The 15,621-nt window shown below is 66.5% G+C and carries 14 protein-coding genes; 2 read left to right on the forward strand and 12 right to left on the reverse strand.

Annotated features, from left to right (window positions below):
• Positions 1-133: 133 nt before the first annotated feature.
• A complete protein-coding gene (locus ACWCPQ_RS16680) occupies positions 134-1,684 on the forward strand; it encodes a UvrD-helicase domain-containing protein (protein ID WP_449899511.1) in 1,551 nt (516 codons plus the stop codon).
• Between the two features lie 451 nt (positions 1,685-2,135).
• The gene (locus tag ACWCPQ_RS16685; protein ID WP_449899512.1) at positions 2,136-2,852 is read left to right on the forward strand and encodes a DUF2637 domain-containing protein; all 717 of its coding nucleotides are present in this window, start codon (positions 2,136-2,138) and stop codon (positions 2,850-2,852) included.
• Between the two features lie 51 nt (positions 2,853-2,903).
• Here ACWCPQ_RS16685 and ACWCPQ_RS16690 read toward each other — a convergent pair whose 3' ends face one another.
• The 12 genes from ACWCPQ_RS16690 to ACWCPQ_RS16745 form a co-directional block, all read right to left on the reverse strand.
• The gene (locus ACWCPQ_RS16690) at positions 2,904-3,335 is read right to left on the reverse strand and encodes a hypothetical protein (RefSeq protein ID WP_449899514.1); all 432 of its coding nucleotides are present in this window, start codon (positions 3,333-3,335) and stop codon (positions 2,904-2,906) included.
• A gap of 90 nt (positions 3,336-3,425) precedes the next feature.
• Positions 3,426-4,895, reverse strand: a complete 1,470-nt coding sequence (locus ACWCPQ_RS16695) for a hypothetical protein (RefSeq protein ID WP_449899516.1) — start codon at positions 4,893-4,895, stop codon at positions 3,426-3,428.
• A 21-nt stretch (positions 4,896-4,916) separates the two neighbouring features.
• The gene (locus ACWCPQ_RS16700) at positions 4,917-6,344 is read right to left on the reverse strand and encodes a hypothetical protein (RefSeq protein ID WP_449899518.1); all 1,428 of its coding nucleotides are present in this window, start codon (positions 6,342-6,344) and stop codon (positions 4,917-4,919) included.
• Between the two features lie 3 nt (positions 6,345-6,347).
• Positions 6,348-6,746 carry a hypothetical protein gene (locus ACWCPQ_RS16705; protein ID WP_449899520.1) on the reverse strand — a complete coding sequence of 133 codons (399 nt, stop codon included), beginning with the start codon at positions 6,744-6,746 and terminating at the stop codon, positions 6,348-6,350.
• A 75-nt stretch (positions 6,747-6,821) separates the two neighbouring features.
• Positions 6,822-7,082: a hypothetical protein gene (locus ACWCPQ_RS16710; RefSeq protein WP_449899523.1), complete on the reverse strand. Its 261-nt coding sequence runs from the start codon at positions 7,080-7,082 to the stop codon at positions 6,822-6,824.
• The gene (locus ACWCPQ_RS16715) at positions 7,079-7,306 is read right to left on the reverse strand and encodes an Acb2/Tad1 domain-containing protein (protein ID WP_449899525.1); all 228 of its coding nucleotides are present in this window, start codon (positions 7,304-7,306) and stop codon (positions 7,079-7,081) included. Before ACWCPQ_RS16715 ends, ACWCPQ_RS16710 begins: the two co-directional genes overlap by 4 nt.
• Positions 7,303-8,268 carry a glycoside hydrolase family 25 protein gene (locus ACWCPQ_RS16720; RefSeq protein WP_449899528.1) on the reverse strand — a complete coding sequence of 322 codons (966 nt, stop codon included), beginning with the start codon at positions 8,266-8,268 and terminating at the stop codon, positions 7,303-7,305. Before ACWCPQ_RS16720 ends, ACWCPQ_RS16715 begins: the two co-directional genes overlap by 4 nt.
• A gap of 17 nt (positions 8,269-8,285) precedes the next feature.
• Positions 8,286-8,930, reverse strand: coding sequence for a C39 family peptidase (locus tag ACWCPQ_RS16725; protein WP_449899530.1), 645 nt, complete (start codon positions 8,928-8,930; stop codon positions 8,286-8,288).
• Between the two features lie 22 nt (positions 8,931-8,952).
• Entirely contained in the window at positions 8,953-10,506 is a 1,554-nt protein-coding gene (locus tag ACWCPQ_RS16730) for a Gp37-like protein (protein ID WP_449899532.1), read from the reverse strand.
• Positions 10,503-11,333, reverse strand: a complete 831-nt coding sequence (locus ACWCPQ_RS16735) for a hypothetical protein (RefSeq protein WP_449899535.1) — start codon at positions 11,331-11,333, stop codon at positions 10,503-10,505. The genes ACWCPQ_RS16730 and ACWCPQ_RS16735 overlap by 4 nt, the downstream gene beginning before the upstream one ends.
• Positions 11,334-11,350: 17 nt before the next feature.
• Positions 11,351-15,229, reverse strand: a complete 3,879-nt coding sequence (locus ACWCPQ_RS16740; protein WP_449899536.1) for a phage tail tape measure protein — start codon at positions 15,227-15,229, stop codon at positions 11,351-11,353.
• 26 nt (positions 15,230-15,255) lie between these two features.
• Positions 15,256-15,615: a DUF7426 family protein gene (locus ACWCPQ_RS16745; RefSeq protein ID WP_449899538.1), complete on the reverse strand. Its 360-nt coding sequence runs from the start codon at positions 15,613-15,615 to the stop codon at positions 15,256-15,258.
• Positions 15,616-15,621 lie beyond the last annotated feature (6 nt).

Genomic DNA, 15,621 nt, shown 5'->3' on the forward strand with positions numbered 1-15,621 from the left:
ACCCGCGGGCCGGGCGTCGACCATCGGCGCCCGGCTGTTCTGTACCTGCCCCAATTGATCCATACATCGTGACAATGTATGGTTGCGTCGAACCACCCCGGCCGCCGCCACGGCCCACCGAAAGGAACCACTGATGGCCTTCGCGCCAACCCCAGAACAGCTGCACATCCACGACCTGTTCCGCACCGGCAACCCGCTGTGCGTCCGCGCCGGCGCAGGAACCGGCAAAACAACCACCCTCACCCAGCTCGCCGAAATCCTCGGCGCGCAAGGGCGACTCGGTCTGTACCTGTCGTTCAACAAGGCGATAGCGGTCGAGGCCGGGCGCAAGATGCCGCAGTGCGTGACCGCGTCCACCGCGCACGCCATGGCCTACCGCGGCATCGGCAACACCCGCCACGAGCCCCTGCTGGACAAGATGTGCCGCAACACGCGCCGTATCCCGTTCTACGAGACCGCGCGCGCCCTGCGAATCGAAGGACTGTCGGTGCCTACCGCCGCGGGTCAGTCATGCTGGCTCGACGACCGCAAGATCGCCCGGCACGCCCTGGCGACCATAGACCAGTTCTGCAAAACTGCCGACGATGAACTCTCGGTCCGGCACGTGCCCGCCATGAAAGGGCTCGACGTCGACGGCAACCGCACCAACAATCGAGTACTCGCCGAGGCGGTACTGCCGTATGCGCTGCGCGTGTGGGCTGATCTCCAGAACCCGCACGGAACCGCGGTCACGTTCGGCCACGGCCACTACCTCAAGTTGTGGGCACTCGAACACCCGCGGATCGGCCGCGACGGCAACGTGATCATGCTCGACGAGGCGCAGGACACCAGCCCCGTTCTCGCGGGTGTGATCGCCGAGCAAACACACCTGCAGCGGGTGTACGTCGGCGACAGCGCGCAGGCCATCTACGGGTTCACGGGCGCTGTGAACGCAATGGCCGGATTCGTCGACATGGCGGAGGGCCGGTTGACCCAGTCGTGGCGGTTCGGTCCGGTGATCGCCGACGCGGCGAACGGCCTGCTTGCCGAACTCGGCGACGATCTTCGGCTGACCGGCAACCCGGGCCGCGCGTCCCGGATCGACGAAACCATGACCAACGCCGACACCGTGTTGTGCCGCACCAACGGCGGCGCCCTGGAAACCGTGATCGATATGCAGGCGTCCGGGCGGTCGGTGCACCTCATGGCCGATAACGCCTACGCGCTGCGGTTCTGCGACGCCGCCGACGACCTCCGGGCCGGACGCCCCGTCCGCATGGAGGATCTCGCCGCGTTCACCACGTGGGGGCAAGTCGTCGAGTATGCGGAGGAAGCGCCCGACGCCTCCGACTGGAAAACGCTTGTGACCCTTATCGACAACCACGAGACCGACACCGTGCGCGCCGCGCTGGGCGGCGTGGTCTCCGAGCGTGACGCCGATGTCCTTGTGGTCACCGCACACAAGAGCAAGGGCCGCGAGTGGCCGCGGGTGCAACTCGCCGCGGAAATGCTCGGGCACCTCGACAAGGCACGGACCCGGTTGTCGGAAGCGGAGGAAGAGGGCGACTCGCAGCGCATCCGGTCGGCACGCGGCTCGCTGGCCGCCGAGTTGATGCTCTCCTATGTGGCCGTGACCCGTGCGCAGGATGTGCTGCAGCCGTCCGGACTCGTCGAGTCGCCCGCGGTAGTGGGCACGGCAGCGTGACCGCGGGTGTCGTGGCCGGTGCGCGCTCGTGCGTCCAGGCCCGGGGACGGTCATACGATTACGGGTATGGAGGTGCGGCGATGAGCGCAGATCTGGAGTCGACCGCGGATGAGGAATGGACCGCGGAGCAGTGCGCCGAGTATGTCGGCGTCAAGCCTGTGACATGGCGGTCGTACTCCCACCGGCCGACGCGCGACAATCCGGCGCCGAAACCGAAACGGTACGTCGGCCGGACCCCATTGTGGTCTGCGCGCGAGGTCAAAGAGTGGGATGCGCGGCGCCCCGGTAGCCCTGTCGTGAATGCTCCGACCGCTGGTAGTTGAGCCCGGCGCGCACTCTGCGTCCGTCCTGTTTGCTCCATACATCGTCACAATGTATGGTGTTATCTGAACCGGTCGCCGTCACGGCCACCCACCGCCCGCGCCAACGGGCACCGAAAGGAACCAACAGCATGCTTGCACCCGCACGGATCGCACTCGCCGGAGCCGTCGCGCTCACCGTGCTCTCGTTCATCCTGTCGTTCTCCGCGCTCACCGATCTTGCCGACCGTGCCGGAATCACCTACCCGGTTCTCTGGCCGCTCATCGTCGACGGACTCGGCATCGTCGCCACGGTCGCCGTCGTCGCTCTCCGCCGCAGCGCGTACGCCTGGTTCCTACTGGGCTCCGCCACCGTGATCTCCATCATTGGAAACGTGGTTCACGCGCTCCTGCCGTCCGGGCCGGTCGCCCCGGAGGTCGCCGCGGCGGTCGCGGTCGTCCCGCCAGTCGCCATGCTCGCCGTGATCCACCTCGCCGTAATCCTCGCGACCGCCGACCAGACCGCGCCCGCTGAGACCGCTGAACCGGCCGCGAACTTCGAGATGCTCGTTCCCCTCTCCGAATCCGCATATGCCGCCGACGTCGCCCCGGTTCCTGCGGTCGCGCCGGTCGCCGCCCCCGCGCCCATGGTCGCCGAACCGGCCCAAGCGGTCGAGTCCACGCCGGAACCGCAGCTCGCGCCCGCTCCGGCCGCCCGTCGCACCCGCACCGCCCCCAGCGATGCCCGCGCAGAAGCGGAAGCGCTCATCGCCGACCACCCGCACATGTCGAACTATGCGATTGCCGAACGAGTCGGCGTGAGCGAGGCGACAGTGCGCCGGTGGAAGAATCAGCCGATCCCTGCCTGACCGGCCGCACCCGCCCGACGCCCCCTCCACAACGGAGGGGGCGTCGGGCGTCTACGGCACGAACAGCCGCACGAACGAGCCCGTATTGCTCGGAATCGTCATGCTCGCCCCCGACGCCAGCGCAAACACGCCGACCCGGTCTCCACTGTTGAGCGACAGGCCGGGAGCGGTCACCGTGACCGCCACCAGCGACGCGAACGCCGCCAGCGGCGCCCCGAGAACCCATGCGAGGTCTTCGGTTTCGTTCCGGCGCAGCACGATATCCACCGTTCGCGACTGAAACGAGCCATTCGAGACGAGTACGGTAGTCGTCGCGGTCACGCCTGCCCCGGCGCCCTGCCCCGCCAGCCCGTTGTTGCCGACCACCGTCGAGCCCGGATGCGTCGCGGTGTCCGCAGCCCATCCGGTCACCATCGAGCCTCCAGTGGTCACCGTGAACGCTGCGTTATGCGTCATCCGCGACGGTGCGAAACTCGACCACATCAGGGAATCCCCGTTGTATATCCGCGTCAGCTGCGAATCTCCGGCGTAGACGCGCGCCGGGGTCGCGTCACCGATGCGTTGCGGCATGACTCACCCCACTATCCCGAACCAGGTCGTCGACGGACGCCCCGGGCCCAACGCGTCGTACTGCGCCTGCGTCATCTTGACCAGCGTCACGACAGACCCGTCGGATCCGATCTTCGTGTCGACATCCTGTTTGCGTGCCGCATGCCCTGATGCGGTCGGCGCGGGAACAGTCGGCGACGCATCGAACACCTTTGCGCCGGTGATCGTCTCGGCGCCAGCCAAGTGGACAACCGTCGAGTTGTCCGCCTTCGCCGCGAGTGCCGCAGCGTTCGCCGCTTGCGCGCGAGCGTCGGTGTAATACCGGTTCGCGGAGCCCTCGGGAACGGCGTCCGTGCTACCCGGAGACGGCGAGATCTCGGTATAGCTGGACCCACCCCACCGATACACGCGGTTGCTGTTCAATGCGACATAGATAACGCCCGCAACGCCCGGCGCGGGGAACGAGCCGGTAGACGCGTACTCGACCACGTCGTCGACGTAGCTGGGAAGGTGCGTCGCGGGAACCAGCCCCGACGCGTCGAGCGGGGCATACCCCGACGCGGCACCTCGGCGCGCCGTCGACTCCTTGCCGTCCAACGCCGCCTGCAGCTCGGATACCTCGCCAATCGCGTGCGCGTGCGTCGCGTCGGCCTTGTCCGCGAGACCGGGCACGGTCGGCGCATTCCACGTGCCGCCCAGGTCGCCCGCCAACACGACGCCGCCCTTGAGGGTCGTTGTCGCGTTGGGTATCCCGTCGGACACTACTTCCGCCGCCTCGGCCGCGGATTGCGCAGCGGCAACGGCGGAAGCGGACGCGGCTGCCGCGTCGAGCGACGCGGCGTCACGCGCGGCGGTTGCCCCGGCCGCCGCCGCGGTCGCGTCGCCGGATGCCGCCTGCGCGGCTGCCGCGTCGCTCGACGCAGACGCCGCCGCAGAACTCGCCGTGTCAGCGTCGGCCGCGGCAGCACTCGCTTCCGCGGTCGCCGACGCCGCCGACATCTGCGCGGCAAGGCGGTCCGTATCTGCCTCCGCCGCGGCCGTTTCCGCGCCAGCTCGCGCGACTTGCGCCGCGACACGATCGGCGGCGACCTGCGCGACATCCTCCGCTATGTCCGAGACGCCCTCGGCCGCGGCCACCGCAACGTCGCGGGCAGCCTGCGCGGCCTGCGCCGCCTGCCACGCCTGTGACACCACCGCCGGCGGCTGTGGCTCGTACTGTCCGAACAGCGGCGTCAACTGCACCGGTTCGGCAGAGTCCGGGATCACGATCGGTCGCGGCGCCGACCATGTACCGAACCGCAGCACCACCCGCGCGGGTCCTGGGTCGAGATCCGGTGTGGTGAGCACACCCGCGACCACGGGCACGCTGATTCGATTGGTGGTCGTTGAACCCGGGCCGTCCGCGTCGGGACCGAGTTCCGGGCGCCAGATTTCCACAGTGCCGGACACCGGCCCGTCTGCGAGGTCAGAGAAGTTGTCGAACAGGACGGTCATAACGACTCCCGGAATATGAGGTCACCCGAGGACAAACCACGGCAGGAAGTCCTGGTCGGTCATGAGCGACCCGGGGGCAATGGTGGCGGGTAACGTGTCCTGGCTATTGACGTAGGCGAAGATCGCCCGCGGATAGATGCCCGCCGGTTGCGCGGGCTGCGAGTGTCGGACGCACAGCAGGGGCCGCACCGCCGTACCGACCGTTGGCGCGATCTGGAGTACGGCCACCGCGAACACGTCGCCCTGTTGTGCGGTGATCGTCGGAATGGGCAGCCGGAATTGTGTATCGGGCGCGGCGATCGATCCCTTGACGTCCCCGGAGCCCCACAACCTCGTTAGAGCACCTGTGCCGGGCGTCATCTTGTAGACGCCCACATAGAACGCCGTCGGCCCCAGCCCCCAGTCTCCGGCGCCGGTGATCATGCCCACCGTGCTGTAGGTGCGGTTCCGGGTCGCCCGAATGTGGCCGATCATGATCTGGCGCGTACCGGGACGGACGGCGGGGTTTTCGGTCTCCTGATTGTCGACGGTCCAGTTGACCAGGTTCGCCAGCGGGCACGTCGGGTCATCGGATGCGGAGATGTTCACCCACAGAGGTACATCCGTTGGAACGTCCGTGAAATCGGGCTTCGCGTCGGCGGTCTCCTGCGCGGCAACCGCGGTCGTCTGTGCGGTAACTGCGGTCGTCTGCGCAGTCTGCGCGACCGACGCTGTTGCGGCCAGCGAGCCGAGCCCCGAGCGGGCAGACCAGCCAGCGAGCCCCCATGACCAGTTCGGAACGATGCCCTGAAACCTAGTCTCCGAGGAAAAGCCGACGGTCCGGTGTGCGGCGTCGACCGGATACCCGGAGGTGTCCGTGTGTTCGAGGATGGTGGTCCGGTTCACGATCAGCCGGTACGTAGTTCCCTCTGCCACCAGTTCGACGGTGTCGGACTCGTTGATACCGCGTGCGGTGGTGTTCTTCCACTCCGTGAACGTCCACGTGTTACCGGACCTGGTGCCGCGCCCGATTCGTAGCGCTCGTTTCCAGATCTGCGCGTACACGAACTGCGTCAAATCGGCGTTGGCGCGGACGAACAGGGTGGTTGGGCATCCATCCATGACGCCGGCGGGGTTCACGATCGCCGCGACCGAATGATCGTCAGACGTCATCACCTGCGGGCAAATCGCATACCGGATGCCGGTAGATATGCCGGTGTTGTCGAGCCGGGCCGCGTAGTCGATGATGCCGAGCCCCTGCCCGGCGCCGCCCTGGATCCAGCCCTCACCCAGCAGTGCGGAGCTCGGCCGGTTGAACTTGTCTGAGTGAGATGCCCCGGTGGAGATGCGAGTCTCAAGCTCTGCGATGGCGGTACCGTGCGCCGAGGTCAGCCCGAACAGGCTGCGGATGAATTGCTCGATCGCGGCGAGGAAGTCGAATTTCACTTCGGGCGGTTTCGTCAGCCTCATGTGTCACACCTCGTCGGCGATTTGAGTCGGTACAGGAGGCATCGAATCTGCGTCCGGTTGCGTGCGTCCCCACCGCAGCAGGACACGCACATAGTCGATGGCAGCCCGGTACCGGTTGCGCAGCACATCCAAAGCGGTGTGCAGGTCCCGGACCTCTCGGCGCAGACTCTCGACGTCAGCCTGAATCGGGGTGATGATCACCTCGAAATGTGCGCGCTGTTGCTCCAGCATCGCCTGCCAACGCGCGTCGACGGCCTGGTCGCCCTCTCGCTCGTCATCAACGGCAGCGTTGCGAGCCTCGACCGCTGTCTTGGTGCGTGTTGCGTGCCACACAGCGAACGCAGCGACCATGCCGCCGAACAGCCCGGAAAGGTGCCCGAGGTAGGGGGTTATGACGCTCACCGCGCCTCCAAGGTGTCGGACAGCACGAACGGCGCCCCAGAAATATTGGGGCGCCGTTCGGTGCTGCGGGGTCGGTCAGGCGGGGTCGGCCGCCAGCCACGGCACATAGGTCCGCAGCCAGTCGTTCACGCCCGGCAGGGCGAGCAGCCTGGTTACGGCCGCCGAGATCGCCAGAGCGCCGGCCAGCCCGGGAGTGGTGTCCGGCAGGCCGGTCGCGTCGACGATCAGCGGCAGCATGGCCGCGAGACCGACCAGACTGGCGAACAGGGTTCGGACGGTGGCGCGCCACGGGTGCGCGGACTGAGTCGCCATCGGCGACGGAAGCAGAGGGCTCACAGCGGAGTCCTTTCGGTATTGCGGGCAATGCCCGCGTTGGCCCAGAACATGACCTGTTCCAGGTTGGTGATCGCGAGGGCCTTCTCCCGGCCCTCCGGCAAGGTCTCGTCCAGGAACAGGGCGAGTTCCTTGCAGGCGTGGCGGACAGAGCCGTGCTCGGCGAGCTTCTCCGCGGTGGTGGCCGCGTGGAACGCGAACCGGTGCTCGATATCGGCCGCGCTCACTTCGCGCCACCCTGCGCGGCTAGCAGCGCGTCGAGCTTGCGGCCGTTGAGAACGGTCTGCTTGTAGACCTCCAGGACGTAGCCGACCAGCGACCGACGCCGCACCTTGTCCGGTGCCTTGCCGTCCAATTCGTCGACCGGGTCCGGGTAGCCGTCCCACACAACTTCGTTCCAGATGTCGGCGAGGATCAGCCACGCCCACCCGCCGGTCACGGCGTCGCGGACGTTGTAGATTATTTGCAGCGGGCGCCGCAGACCGGGACGTTCCGGAGTGGGCGGCCACGGGGTCAACTGGGTTGCGCCGGCCAGAATCTTCTCCTGGTCAGCTTTGGAGAGGGACATTGCGACTCCTTCACTTTGTGTCCCGGAAAACAGGGAATCCAGTTCGGCGCGAGTGCCGCGGAACGCGCTTGCGTCGAGCGAGAGCCCGGCCACTTTCGCCCTCTGCGTGAACTGGAATATGGCGACCTTCTGCCCGCCGTAGTCGTTCCACCCGCGGTCGACGTCGCCCGGATAGATGAACGCTGCGAGCCCGGCGCGTTCCAGCCCGTAGTCCGAGGACATGAGCGGCGGCAGCCCGGACAGGTCCGGGGAGCCCATCGCGCCGGACCAATACCAGCGTGGTACGTACATGAGGATCACTCGATGCCCGCGGGCAACGAACTCGTTGTGCACGCCGCGCAGGACTTCGACGCCGCCGGAACCGATTTCGTGGTCGAGCATCACCGGCACGGCCTTGTCCGGTTCGGCGCGCTCGAAGCAATCGACCTGCCCGGCCGCCAGCGCATCGCTGTTGACGTAGTGGTACGCCGCGAACGCGAGCCCGGCGGCGCGGGTGCCGTCCCGCTGCGCCCGATACTCCGGGTTGATGTACGTCGAGCCTTCCGACGCCTTGGCGATCACATACTCGAACCCCGCAGCGCGAACGAGCCGCATATCGACGCCGCGCTGCCACGACGACACGTCGATACCGAATATCGTCACGCCGCAGCCTCCGACGGAGCCCACGGGCACAACTGCGAGAACCCGGCGAGCACCCGCGCCCGGCCCGCGTCGTCGAGGCTGGACAGGAACTCAGCTTCGACGGTCGCCGCGGTATAGCCCTTCGGCGGTATCAGCGTGCCAAGTTGTTCCAGCGCGATCCAGTACCCGTACGGCCAGAACCCGGAATCCGCCACCCAAACCGCCCGCGCTGCGAGGTCGTAGCCCATGAGCGCGATGTAGTGGTAGACGGTGCTGCCCGAGTACGCCGGGGATACGCTGCCCTTGACGCCGCGCGGAAAATTGCCCGGTGGCGCAACGATATTCGCGATCACCCCATACCCGGCGTCGATACTGCGCCGGATGTCGGTCCACAGCGTTTCGACCTGCGAGTCGGTCGGCGGGTCGTTCGGCATGTAGGTGTGCCGGTACTGCGCTTCCGGAAGGTACCGATTCAGGACAGGCGTAATGAGCCCGACATAATCGGTACCGTTGACGCTGGTACCCATCTGCGCGGCGAGATCATTTTCACTCACCCGGATTCCGCACGAGTTGAGCACGTTCTGCGTGGATGCGGGTCCGCAGAAATAAAAGGTCTCCTGCGCGACGATCCCACGATCGTAGGGCAGCACAATTTCGGTCAATGTGACCGCCTCCTAGAGCGAATCAGTTTGTGCCGTTGGCGATAGCGCGAGTCAGCCCGGCAAGGCCCTTCATTCGGCCGATGAGCTTTTCCCACGCGTCTTGCAGTTCCTCGTCGTCGCCGATCGTGACGGTTTCCGTGCAGCGCTCATCGCGAGCGTCCTCGACCTCGACCGCGGACACGTAATCCTCGACGATCGTTCCCCGATCCCAGAACGTCATAATGTCGCCCAATTGGAACCGTCGGCCGGAGCCGTCGTCGACGCCGAACGAGAATCCGCGACCGTCGATGCCGCCCGCTTTCACGGTGAGTTTCAGCGACTCTCCGCCGCCTGCCTTTTTCAGCGCGGACAGACCGACCGCCCAGGAATCCAGAGAATAGGCGGCTGTGTTGTCTGCGAATACCTCGCCGAAACCGTGCTCGCCGAGATCAGCTTTCAGCTGGTTGTCGTCGAACTTCTGATAGGCAAAAAATATGTTGTCGAACAGATCGCCTACCAGGATCGAACCCAGGTTTGCGCCGGGAACTAGCAGGTTAAGCAGCGCTTGCAATGCAAGATTCGCGGCCCACTCCACAAGCTGATTCGCGAATTCCGGAGCCTTACCGCCGACAACCGCAGAGTGTGCCGTGGGGTGGCTTACGCCCCGGTCGTATTCCTCGATATGCCCGGAATCGGTGCGCCACTGCATCCACCGCCGATCACGCTTTCTGTGCGTGTCGAACACGTATCCGGCGCGATCCATTTTCCGCCACGAATCCGGATCGGCGAGCCCGAGAATATTGTCGGGGTTGGTGAACCAGAAAAAATTGTCGCCGGTCAGGTCGATGATGTTCTGGAGCCGCGCCAGGGTGTCGGAGTTGAACACATCCGGCGACGGTCCGTCTTCCGGGATCCACAACTCGCAGGACATGCCGCGACCCGAATTCTCGATCGGGCCCTTGACAAGCTCGTCAAGCTGGGTGAAACGCGCCGAGAGGACACACAGGTCGTCGGTCAGTGCGCCGAGCGCTTCCAGAATGTCGTCGAGACTGTTCAAGTCCTCCAACTGCGGAAGCTCTGGAATCTGATAGTCGACCGGCAGCGCCGAGTAGACCGGCTTTTGTAGCCGCGTCATCACGGATGTCAGGTAGCTTTTTGCGACAAAATCGACCGGACCGAATCGAACGTCCTGCTTGCCGGTAATCCCGATTTGCACCTCAGCCGGAAACCAGTTGTTGACCCACGCTAGCGCCGTCAGAATCCAATAAAGATTGCCGACACACGTAGCCGTAACGATTTCCTGCCCCGGCTTGCCGCGCATCCTCGCGGAGATCACGCGCCCGGACCAGGGGATCCCGTTGTAGTAGGTCCGGATCGGGACGACGTCGCGTTTGCACGCCATCAACCGGGCTGCGAGCGGGTGATCCGCCCGCACCTGGATCTCCGCGGTTCCGGGTACGCGCCAGAACCACCCGAACCGGGCCCGCATATACGGCCCGAGCGGGCGGCTTTTCGTGTAATCCTGGTTGAACACGGTGACGTTGAACGCGGGCGGTGTCTTCGTATTCGGCCGCCAGAGCGTATTCGGCGCGGTCATGCGGCAGCCCTCTCGTACTTCTGTGGCAGCCACAGTTCGACTCGCGACGCCGCCGAGGACCCGGCCGCCGAGATGTTCAGCGGCACAGTTGCCCCGGGCGCGACCGGCGAATACCACGCGACATTGCCCGCGGTCTCCCAGGTGTCCACCCCGGCGCCGTCCTTGATATGCGGGAACTGCGGATCGGTTTCCACGGTCCACACTTCGCCGGGGTCGAGCATCGGGAGCGTGACCGCTTCCGCGCCGACACCGATCGTGAACGCGCCCGGACCGGTCAGCCGCCAAAAGACCCAGCCGTCCGCGTCCCCGTCGTTGCGGATGGTGCGGCCCGCGAACTGGTCTGGGGCGAGCGGCCCGAGATGGACGGTTTCACCGATCCACCACGATTCGTCCGACCCGATGACAACCGACTCCATGCACCACCCGACGTCCGTCAATAGTTCGAGCGAAGGATCCGGAATCTCGGACTCGCGCCGCACGAACTGGTAGCGGTCGCCGCCGCCTGGTGAAATCACGTGGAACTCTGCGAGGTTCGAGCCGTCGCCGAGACTCGCCCGCCACGTCGACCACAGGTCCACCGCGGTCTCGCCCGCCTCGACCGGCCCGACCTGCACGTCGAGCTTTATCGGGTTGACGCCGCGGTTCATCCCGCGCCATGTCGCGCCGGCCTGCCGCGCGTTCCCCTGCCGGATATGTTCGGTCGGCGCCCCGCCGACCCCTTTCGGGGAGGTGGCGAGACGGAGCGGGCAATCGGGCTGCCCGAACCGCCACACCGACCGCGGCGAGCCTGCGCGCTGCACGCCGTGCAGCTCATACCGGATCGACATTCTGTCCCCTTTCGGGGTCAGACCCCGAGCTGTGTGATTTTCAGATCTGCTGTGCGGCGCCCGGCGTCGATATCGACCTGGACGTCGACCGGCTTGCCGTCGCGCACGGCCTCGATAAGGACCGTGAGCTGTTCCGACAGGCGCCCGAGACCCTCTTCGAGTCCGGGAATAGAGGTGTTCGAGGTGTCGAACCCCTGGAATTTGCCGTCCTTGTCCCAGCCCGACGCAGCCGTCAGCGCAGCGCCCACACCGAACGCCGCGAGCCGGTACAGTCCGGCCCCGAGGTTCGCCAACGGAACGTCACGTGATGGCGTCGACAGCGGAATATCGCCCTGTTCACCGAGGGCCGCCACCTTCCACGAACCGGTGTGCACGCCGCTGTCCCCAGCGGACCCGAGACCACCGAACCCGCCGGACGCGTACGGGGTGAGCCCGAACCCGAACCGGTCGGCCACCCTGCGAAGCAACCCGAGCGACCGAACTCGCTTCGCTGCTGCGAGCGGGATATAGGCTTCGCCGCCTGTCTCCGGCTCGCCCCAGACGCGGAGATCGCCAGCGGGCGCGATCTGTGCGGTATGGTCCTCGCCGCCGTCGGCGAACCACCGTGCGGTAACGGTCGCCTTGGGCTGGCGTTCCTCCTTGGGCTGCCCGCCCAAGGCGACCGGCCAGTTGACGACGCGCACATCCTGCACACCGCCCGACCCGGACCGCGAACTCGCCGAGCCCGCAGCAGCCTTTTTCGCTTCCTCCGCCGCTTTCTTCCGGGCGTCCCGGGTATCGAGCAGAGCGTCGACCAGAGGGTCGTCCTCCGCCACGCCGAACGCGTGGCCGAACCGGTCGGTGAAGTCTCCGGCGCCCATCAGCGCCTTCAACCCGTCGGGGTCGTTGCCTACGTTCAACTTGTTCGGATCGACCTCCGAGTCATACGCACCGGTCAGAAACGCGGCGGCCAGCGGATCGTCCTCCGCTACGCCGTACTTCTTCCCGAACCTGTCGGTGAAATCGCCCGCTTCACTGAGCGCGCGAAGCCCGTCAGGGTCGTTCCCTGCGTTGAAGTCCTCCGGTTTGGCGGTGTACCTCCGGGAGGTGCCGGTACCGACGCTGCCGGGCATCGGGTAGTGCATGACCGACGGGAACTCTGACCAGCCCGCGGCATGCCCCCCGAACTGGCCGTTGCCCCTTTTCCCTCCCATCTCGACGTTGGTGCCGTCGGGCAGGGTGGCAGCGGCGTGTCCTCCGCCGGGCATGTTCGGGTCGTTGATCCAGCCGATTCGCACGGAACCATCCGGGCCCGCACCGGGCAGGAACCCGCGTGACGAGAGCGCGGACTCCGCGTTGCCGGTGCCGAATCGGCCGCCGACCATTGGATCGCCGTAGGCCGCCATGTTCGCCACCCGCGAGACCGCGCCCGAGCAGTCGGTGTTCCAGGAGTCATCCCAGCCACCCCACACGTAGTGGGCGCCCTCGATACCGCGGGATTGTGCGGCCAATTCGTCGGCGGTGATGCCGCCGTTTGCCATCTGCATCAGCCCGTAACCGAACCGGTCCGCGACGGCCGAGAGGATATCGAGTGATCGGCTACGTTTCGCTTCTGCAAGCGGTATGTAGGCTTCCCCGCCGGTCTCCGGCTCAGCCCACACCCGCATAGCGCCGGCGGGCGCGATCTCCGCGCGATGGTTCTCCGTGCCGTCCGCGTAATGCACGTACCCGGACTCCGGAGTGTAGGCGGGTGCGTTCGCGCGCAATTGCGGATTGTCGATGCCAGCCTGAACCCGAGTCCAATCAACCTGCAGATCCATGACCAGCGGTTTTCCGTTGTTGTGGGTCACGAAATCGTCGAGCGTCTGCTGCGCGTCCGCGGTTTCGGCGGTGATCCGGACTGTCCCATCGTCCAGCGTTTCCACCTTGAACCCGAACTCGTCGAGCCGGGCGCGGGCGTCATCGGTCAACGCCTGCACCACCAGGGTTTTACCTTCCGGCACCGCCTGGACCTCGCCACCGAACAGACGCGTCATTTCCGCTGCCGCGCTGGCCTGTTCGCCAGCCGAGCGCACCGATTCCCGGATACCGTCGATCTTCGGTCGCGCCGCGTCCAACACATCGGCCATGGCACGCGCCCGATCCGCCGCTGCGTCGGTCTGTTCCCCGTACCTCTCGACAGCCGCGCCAGCGCCCTCAATGGCGGCACCGGTCTCTTCCATACCTGGGATGTGCTTGATCAGACCGCCCAGCGTTTCGGTGAACCCACCGACCGCGACCAGCGCCTTACCGACGGTGTCTCCGATCCCTTCCTGCATGGACGCGAACGCCCGCAGAGCGCCCGACGCGAACGCAATCAGCCCGTCGAGGCAGGCGAACCCGGCATCGGCAAGCCCGGTGAAGAACTCGACAATCTCCGGCTTGTGGGTCGACACCCAGTCCGCGATCTTGGTCAGCGTCGGACCGAACGCCTCTGCCAGCGCGAGCTTGATGTCATCGGCCGACGCGGTGATGGAGTTCTTCGCTGCCTCGAAATGAGCCGCCGAGTTGGAACCCATTACCTCCATCGCGTTCTCCGCAGCGCCCGCGTAGTCGCCCATCGACGCCGCAGCTTCGGACGGGTCCCACTGGGTGAAGGCGTTGATGAAGTCGCCCGCCGTATCGCCGAGGAGGGCTTGTGCTGCCGCGGCCCGTTCCAGCGGGTCCTCGATCTGGCGGATAGCGTCGAATACCTGGTCGAATGCGGCTTCTGCTTCGGGTCCGCCGGCCTTGAGTTTGTCGAACAGCTCATCGGCCGGGAGGTTCAGCGAGGTGAGCGTTTCTTTGATGGTGTCGCCCTCTTCGGACATCCTGCGCCCGAACTCTCGGATTGCGTCGCCCGCACGGTCTGCCACATCGACACCGTTAGTCATGGCCTGGTTGATCAGCCCAAGCGAGTACTGGGCTGAAAACCCCGTCTGCTTCCAACCGTTCGCGTATTCGCGGACCACGTCGAGAAGGTCATCGCCCGCGTTGCCGCCCCGCTGCGCTGCCCGAACGATGAGGTCGAACGCTGCGCTTGCATCAGGGGCGAGCCCGTTCAACATGAGCGCCCGGGTTGCGGCGATAGTCTGCGCCATATCGGCACCGAGCAGATCGTTTACCGCGGTCAATTTCTCGATAACTGGCTGCATCTCTGCTGCGGATTCTTCGCCGTCGAGCAGCCCGCCACCCATCGCGGCTTGCACCGTTTCAAGGTTCGCGTTGACGCTCTCGCCCCACCCGTTCGAGAACGCAGCACCAGCAGCGGCGCCGTAGACCTTCATCGCCTCATCGCTCACACCGAGACGCGCCTGGATGAGGTCGCGGTCGCGTTCCTGCTGCATCCCGTCCGCAATCGCGCCGACCAACGCTGCACCGGCCGCGAGCCCGATACCGGCGACACCGACCAGCGCCATAGCGATCGGGCCGCCCTTGCCGCCCAACCCCTTTATTTTCTCGGTGAATCCGCCGAGGAAGTTGTCGCCCATCGACGCGCCCGCACCGTCGTTGCTCGCGGCTGCGTCGCCGATACCCGCGACGGCGTCCTGTGCGCGTTGCGCCGACCGCGCCAACTCCGCCGGAATCTCGATACGGTGCGTTGCCCGCGCCGCTTCCTCCGACGCGTCCGCGACACGACGCACGTCACGGGACGCACCCTGTGCCGCGTCGCCGACGCGCCCGAGATCGGTCGCCGCGCCGCGTGCCTCATCGCCCGAGCGCGCAATCTGCGCATCGGTGCCGCGGAAACTCTGGTCAAGTTCCGCCGCGGCACGCGTCGCGGCCGTGCGCAGGTTGGTAAACCCCTGCTCCGAGGTTTGGAGGGTCTGCTGGAACCGGCTGTCGTCGATGGAAAGTTCGGCGTAAATCGAACCGACGTTGACGCCTTCTTCGGCCATGACGCGCCCCTAAATCTGTGCGGAGGTCAGCCGCCCGCGGCGGCGTCGAGGATTGCTTGCAAGTCGGCGACGTCGCCGAGCTGCCCGAGCTGCCAATGCGTGCGTGCCAGAGCCGGAGTCGCCCCGAAATGCAGCAGGGCGGTACGGCCGGCATGAATCGCCATCGTGGACGGCACACCGTGGGCGGCCATCTCATCGCGGGCCGGGCCGAGGATTTTCCGGATCTCGTCTGCCTCCTGCTCCGCGTCCAGCGACGCGTCGAGGACAAGGAGCCTGAGCCGGTCGGCCTCACTGATACCAGGGCACGTAATGCGGTACGTGCGCCCGTTGATCGGCAAGTACAGGTCGGGGTCGTAGAACTCTGCGAGGTCCCGCAGCGCGGCCATAGCGGC

The organism is Nocardia sp. NPDC001965, assembly GCF_053594175.1.